This window comes from Frankia sp. ACN1ag (genome assembly GCF_001414035.1).
Lineage (GTDB): Bacteria > Actinomycetota > Actinomycetes > Frankiales > Frankiaceae > Frankia > Frankia torreyi.
The window spans coordinates 23644-29995 of the sequence record NZ_LJPA01000003.1 but is presented as its reverse complement, the minus strand read 5'-3'; the positions used below and the strand labels follow the sequence as shown (position 1 = coordinate 29995).

At 75.2% G+C, this 6352-nt stretch carries 5 protein-coding genes and 1 pseudogene; 5 read left to right on the top strand and 1 reads right to left on the bottom strand.

What is annotated here, in order from left to right:
- The coding region (locus UK82_RS02865; protein WP_161849085.1) for a HAMP domain-containing protein at window positions 1–434 on the bottom strand (434 nt) is incomplete at its 3' end.
- A 223-nt stretch (window positions 435–657) separates the two neighbouring features.
- Between UK82_RS02865 and UK82_RS02860 the strand changes: the two are divergent.
- The 5 genes and pseudogenes from UK82_RS02860 to UK82_RS02845 all read left to right on the top strand — a co-directional run.
- Window positions 658–2730: pseudogene (locus tag UK82_RS02860) on the top strand (SpoIIE family protein phosphatase); the annotation flags it as partial.
- A 1-nt stretch (window position 2731) separates the two neighbouring features.
- The coding region (locus tag UK82_RS35205; RefSeq protein WP_236705432.1) for a SpoIIE family protein phosphatase at window positions 2732–3012 on the top strand (281 nt) is incomplete at its 5' end.
- 319 nt (window positions 3013–3331) lie between these two features.
- Window positions 3332–4120, top strand: a complete 789-nt coding sequence (locus tag UK82_RS02855) for a UbiA family prenyltransferase (protein WP_044888075.1) — start codon at window positions 3332–3334, stop codon at window positions 4118–4120.
- 218 nt (window positions 4121–4338) lie between these two features.
- On the top strand, window positions 4339–5100 hold the full coding sequence (locus tag UK82_RS02850; protein ID WP_044888076.1) for a methyltransferase domain-containing protein: 762 nt from the start codon (window positions 4339–4341) through the stop codon (window positions 5098–5100).
- Window positions 5097–6323: an acyl-CoA dehydrogenase family protein gene (locus UK82_RS02845; RefSeq protein ID WP_173667227.1), complete on the top strand. Its 1227-nt coding sequence runs from the start codon at window positions 5097–5099 to the stop codon at window positions 6321–6323. Before UK82_RS02850 ends, UK82_RS02845 begins: the two co-directional genes overlap by 4 nt.
- The last annotated feature ends 29 nt before the right edge of the window (window positions 6324–6352 follow it).

The following is a 6352-nucleotide window of genomic DNA, read 5'->3' as shown; positions in this document are numbered from 1 at the left end:
ATCGTGCTCTTGAGCTCCAGGATCTCACCCCGGGCGTCCACGGTGATCTTCTGCGACAGGTCACCCTTCGCCACCGCCGTCGCGACCTGCGCGATGTCGCGGACCTGACCGGTCAGGTTGCCGGCCATGGCGTTGACGTTGTCCGTCAGGTCCTTCCACGAGCCCGAGACGCCGGGCACCTCGGCCTGGCCGCCAAGCTTGCCCTCGGTGCCCACCTCGCGCGCCACCCGCGTCACCTCGGAGGTGAACAGGGCGAGCTGGTCGATCATCCCGTTGAAGACCGTGGCGATCTCGTCCAGCAGATCGTCACCGACCCGGGGCAGGCGGGTGCCGAAGTCGCCGCCCCGCACGGCGGTGAGCCCGGCCAGGAGCTGCCGCAGGGCCGGATCATCCAGCCTCGCGCGTACTGCTTCACGATCCGTGACCTCGGTCACCGTTGCCCTCCAGCCTGTCGCCTACGGTGGCCGCCCCTCCGGGAGCCGTCGCGGTCGATGTCCAGATCCGTTGGAAGCTTCTGCAGTAGGGTAAGGGCGACAAGACCGGCGTCCCGGCCATACACCCTTGTCTTGGTGAACGGCCAGCGCTCGGGGTGGACAAGGAGACACGGTCGTGGGCTCCGCGCAAGGCAGCGCTGGCCGGTCCGGCCCCGCTGCAGGGATGCTGAGCGTGATCGCCCGCCAGCAGCGGCAGCTCGCAGAAGCCCGGTCACGCACCGCATCCGACGCCTTGATCGACGTCGCCATCGGGGTGCTCGTCGAGCGGTTGCACTGTTCGGTGGCCGAGGCGGGCGAGCAGCTTCGCGGCCTCGCCGCCGCGGCCGGGGTGGCCCCGGCCGACTTCGCGGCCGAGGTGCTCGGCCAGGCCCCGGGCGCGTCCCCCCGGCCGGCGCTCGACTCCGATGCTCGCCGCCGATCCTGGCTGGCGCAGGCCGCCGTCGGCCACGCCGCCGACGGCTGCCCGGTCGCGCAGGCCGTCCACGACGAGGTCCTGGCCCCGCTGGGGGCGGTGGCGGTGGCCTTCTGGATGCTGGAGCCGGACGGCGCGCTCGCCCTGGTCGGGGAGGCCGGTCTGGGTCCGCTCGACGCGAGCCGCTGGCAGCGGATCCCGCCGCAGTTGGACTGCGCCGCCCAGCGCGCCGCCCGCCTCGGCGCACCCCAGTGGTGGCCGACCGGATCCCCGCCGGGACCTGCGGCCGGCGGGATCGGCGCGGGGGGCACAGACAGCACGGGAGGCACTGACGGGCCGGCCCGGCTGGGCCCCTGGCGGGGCGCACGTGCGGCGTTGCCGTTCCGGCGGGCCGGCGCTGTCGTGGGCGCCATGGAGATCTGCTGGCCGGCGTCGCGCGCGCAGTTCGGCGAGGGGCTACGGCGCGAACTCACCGCACTCGCCGATCTCTGCCTGCACAGCCTGCGGCCGACGAGCGGACCCGGCGGCACGCCCGGCGCCGCGGCAGCGCAGACCCCCGAGGGCTTCGCGACCCTGGCGGCCAGGGTCGCCTGGCTGCCGGCGTTGCTCGACGCCGTGGGCGGGTCGGTGTTGCTGGCGCAGGCGGTGCGCGCCGACGACGGCGAGGTGCTCGACTTCCGTATCGATCACGTCGGCGAGGGCTTCCAGGATCCGGGGGGGCGCCCACCCGCCGAGCTGCGCGGGCGCGGCCTGCTGGAGCTCTACCCCCTCCTCGGTGCCGACGCGGGCCTGTTCGGGCGCGCGGTCGAGGTCCTGCGCACCGGCGAGCCGTACCGCGCCGACGGCACCGTCCTGCTCACCCTGGTCGACGACGTGGTCGTCGGCGAGGAGGTGGACGTGCGCATCGCCCGCCTCTTCGACGGCGTCGCCATCGGCTGGACCGTCGGCGAGGCGAGCGCGGGCGAGTACTCCCTGCTGCGCGCCGTGGAACGCCTCGGCCGGTTCGGCGCCTGGCAGGAGGAGATCCGTACCGGCGCGGTCCGCTGGACCCGGCACACCTACGAGCTGTTCGGCCGGGCCCGCCACGCCCCGCCCATCCCCCTCGACGATCTCCACACGCACGTTCATCCCCAGGACCGGGCGGCCGTCGACCAGCTCCGCGACGCGCTGCTACGGCTGAAGCGCTCGGTCACGGTCTCCTTCCGGGTCCTGCTCCCCGACGGGACGATGCGCCAGCTCCGCGCGCTCGCCGAACCCGTGACCGACACCGCCGGGACGCTGGTCGCGGTCCGCGGCGTCTATCAGGACCTGACGAGCCACTACCGCACGCAGGTCGTCCTCGACGCCACCCGCCACCAGCTCGCCGACTCCGAGGCGCGGGCCGCCGGCCAGCACCGCCTCGCGCTCACCCTGCAGCGGGCACTCCTGCCCGGCTCGGACGAGGCCGTCGAGGCCAGCGGACTCGCGGTCGCCGTCCGCTACCGCCCGGCCGAACAGGAACACCTCGTCGGCGGCGACTGGTACGACGCGGTCACCCTCCCCGGCGGCGACGTCCTGCTCGTCGTGGGTGACGTCGCGGGCCACAGCATCCGAACCGTGGCCGGCATGGTGACCCTGCGCAACAGCCTTCGCGGCCTCGCCGTCACCGGCGCGGGCCCCGCGCACCTGCTGCGCTGGCTCAACCGGGTCACCTACCACCTGACGGACGACATCACCGCGACCGTCGTCTGCGGCCTGTACCGACCGTCGGACCACACGCTGCGGTGGGCCCGCGCGGGACATCTGCCCCCGGTCCTCGTCCACGGCGGCAAGGCCAGCACGCTGNCGCAGCCCGACGGCCTGCTGCTCGGCGTCGAGCCCGACGCGGCCTATGAGGAGGCCATCCACCACCTGGCCCCCGAGGACCTTCTCCTGCTGTTCACCGACGGTCTCATCGAACGCCGCGGCACCGGACTGGACACCTCCCTGGGGGCCCTGCTGGAGATCGCCGCCCAGCGCCAGCCCGACGTCGCCCGGCAGGCCGACCACGTCCTCGCGCACACCAGGCCCGACACCGACGACGACACCTGCCTCATCGTCATCCAGCGCCGCGACCACCGAGCCTGAGCAACCAGCGATGCCCGGACAATCGGGTCACCAGTCATACACGGAAACGTGCCGAGGCTTCGGTACGGTTTCAGGCCGAAAAACCGTACCGAAGCCTCGGCACGATTTGGCCGCAATCTGGCCACGATCCGAGCTGGCGGGCGGCGGCGGCGCGGCAGACGGCGGGGCGGCAGACGGCGGGGCGGCAGACGGCGGGGCGGCGTTGTGCCGGGTCTGCAGTTCTGAGACGGTCGGACCCGTGCCAGAACCGGCAAGACGAGTGGCCACAGGAGCAGTGGCGGGAGCGGCCAGGCCAGCGGTTAGGGGGACTGTCGCGCTGATGCGGGCCTGCCATGTGGAGCCGACGGTCGCGGTGACGCTGTTCGCGACGGCGCTCGCGGCCGCCGGCGGTCGCACGAGGGCCGGGGTCGTCGCGGTCGCGGCGGCGGTCGGGACCGGCCAGCTCTCGGTCGGCTGGAGCAATGACCTCGTCGACCGTGGCCGGGACGCCGCCGGGGGCCGGACCGACAAGCCGATCGTCGTCGACGGCCTGGCGCCGGCGATGGTCGCCGGGGCCGCTGCGACGGCGCTGGTCGCGTGCGTGCCGTTGTCCTTCCTCTCCGGCGGGCGGGCGGGGTCGGCCCATCTCGCCGCGGTCGCGGGCGGGTGGGCGTACAACTTTGGGCTGAAGGCGACCCCGCTGTCCGTCGTCCCCTATGCCGTCTCGTTCGCGCTGCTGCCCGCCTCCGTCGTCCTCGGACTGCCCGGCCATCCCACGCCACCGTGGTGGCTGCCGCTGGCGGGGGCGCTGCTCGGCTCGGGCGCCCACTTCGCCAACGTCCTGCCGGACCTCGATGCCGACGCCCGCACGGGGGTACGCGGGCTGCCGCAGCGCCTCGGCCCGGTCGGTGTGCGAGCGTCGGCGGCGCTGCTGCTCGCGGCGGGCTCCGTCGTCGCGGTGCTCGGCCCGGGGCACCCGCGGGGCTGGCAGGTGGGCGCGCTGGCCGCGGTGGCCGGGTTGACCGGGCTCGGCCTGCGCCTCGGCGACCGGCACGCGTTCCGCGCCGCGATGGCCGTCGCCGCGATCGACGTCGCGCTCGTCGTCGCCGCCGGCACCCGCCCGGCCTGACCCCGACACCGCCCAGCGCAGCCGACACCGCGCAGGCCAGCCGACATCTGCGCAGGTCATTGGATCGGAGCGGGCCGACGGTTACTCTGAGCAAAAATCTAAGCACAGACTGCGTCGGACCGGTCGCCACGTCAGCCGCGGACAACGGATTCTCCAGACCAACCGGGAGACATGTGGACAGGTCGACGGGCCGACCGGCATCGATCCCGACCGGCGCCATGGTCGCGGCACGGCGTAGGCCACGGCGTGGGCCGCGGCGGGCGCGCAACGATCCCGCCCAGTACGACGATCTCGCCGCCGAGTGGTGGCCGACGCACGGACGGTTCGCCGCGTTGCGCTGGCTCGCCGAGGCCCGTGGCCGGCTCATCCCGGATCCGCCGGAACCCGGCGCCGCGCTGCTCGACCTCGCCTGCGGCGCCGGGCTGCTCTCCCTGACGCTGACGGGCCGGCTCGCCGGCTGGCGACACGTCGGCGTCGACCTGTCCTCGCCGGCGTTGCGGCAGGCCGCCGGGCACGGCGTCGCGGCGATCCAGGCCGACGTGCGGTGCCTGCCGTTCCGGGACGGGCAGTTCCCCTGCGTCGTCGCCGGCGAGCTGTTCGAGCACCTCGAGGATCTGGACGCGGCCTGCGCGGCGATCGCGCGGGTACTCGCCCCGGGCGGGACGCTCGTCATCGACACGCTCGCCGACACGCTGTTCTGCCGGGTGGCTCTGGTGGGCCTCGCCGAACGCCTTCCCGGTGGGCCACCGCCGCGCATCCACGATCCCCGACTGCTCGTCGCGCCCGACCGGTTGGCCCGCGCGCTGGGCGCCTGCGGCATCGAGATGACGGTCGTGGGCGGCCTTCGCCCCTCGCTCGTCGACTACGCCCGCTGGCTGGCCCGCCGGGCCGACTCGGTGCGGATGCTGCCGACCGGCTCCACCGCCGGCGTCTACCAGGCGGTCGGGACCAGGATCGAGACCGGGAGGGACGACCGTTGAACGCCACGATCCCGGCACCTCGCGGCCCGGCCGTCGACGGCGCGCGGCTCGCCGGGGAGGTCGTCGACGCGATCGCCGCCCGTGCCGGCGCCGCCGACCGGGACGGGGAGCTGCCCGTCGCCGACCTCGACGATCTGCGCGCCGCGGGGCTGCTCGGCCTGCTGGTGCCCGCCCGCCTCGGCGGGTCCGGCGGCGGCTTCGCCGACTGGGCCGATGCGGCGCGGGTGCTCGCCGCGGGCAGCGGCGCGACCGCCCTGGTCCTGAACATGCACACCTCCGTCGTGGGGGCGTTGGCCGGGACGCCCGACGGGCTCGCCCGCGCGATGGGGGCACCGGAGTCGTTCTTCGCCGCCCGCGACCGGATGCTCGCCCGCGCCGCGGCCGGGGAGTTCATCGCCGTCGCGATGAGCGAGCGGGGCGCGGGGTCCCGGCTGTCCGAGCTGCGGACCCGCTACCGGCGCGAGGACGGCGGCTACCGCATCACCGGAGTGAAGTCGTTCTGTTCGGGGGCGTCCCACGCGGACGTCTACTTCGTCGCCGCCCGCGCCGACGACTCCACGCCGGACGCCGCGCGGGTCAGTCACTTTCTCGTGCCGCGTGGGGCCGGGGTGCGCGTCGAACCGACCTGGGACACCCTCGGCATGCGGGGCACCGGCAGCCACGATGTGCGCCTCGACGTCCTCGTGCCGGCGGAGGCGCTCGTCGGTGGCGTGGAGGGGCTCAGCATGCTGGTGGCGCAGGTCATGCCGCAGTGGCTGGTCGCCTCCTACGCCGCCGTCTACGCCGGGGTCGGCCGGGCCGCGTTCGACGCGGGGGTCGCGTACGCCCGCGCCAGGCGCACGGCCGGGATGCCGGGCGGCCTCGCGGAACTGCCCGCCGTACGGGCCCGGTTCGGCCATGCCGACGCGGCGCTGGCCGCGCTGGACGCGGTGGTCGACGAGTGCGCGCGCCGGGTCGACGCCGACCCGGGCTCGGCGTCGACGAACCGGTGGGTGTGGCGGGCCAAGCTGCTCGCCGGACGGACCGCACAGGACGTCGCCGCCTCGGTCGTCGAGGCGTGCGGAACCGCCGTCACCCGCCGCGGGCACCCGCTCGAACGGCTCTACCGCGACGCCCGCTGCGGGTCCCTGCAGCCCGCGACGACCGACGTCTGCGCCGACTGGTTGGGGCTCGCGGCGCTGGGCGGCGACCCGGAGGCGGACGCGGACGCGGCCCGGTGGTGAGCGTCGGGACGCCCAGCACCGGAACGCCC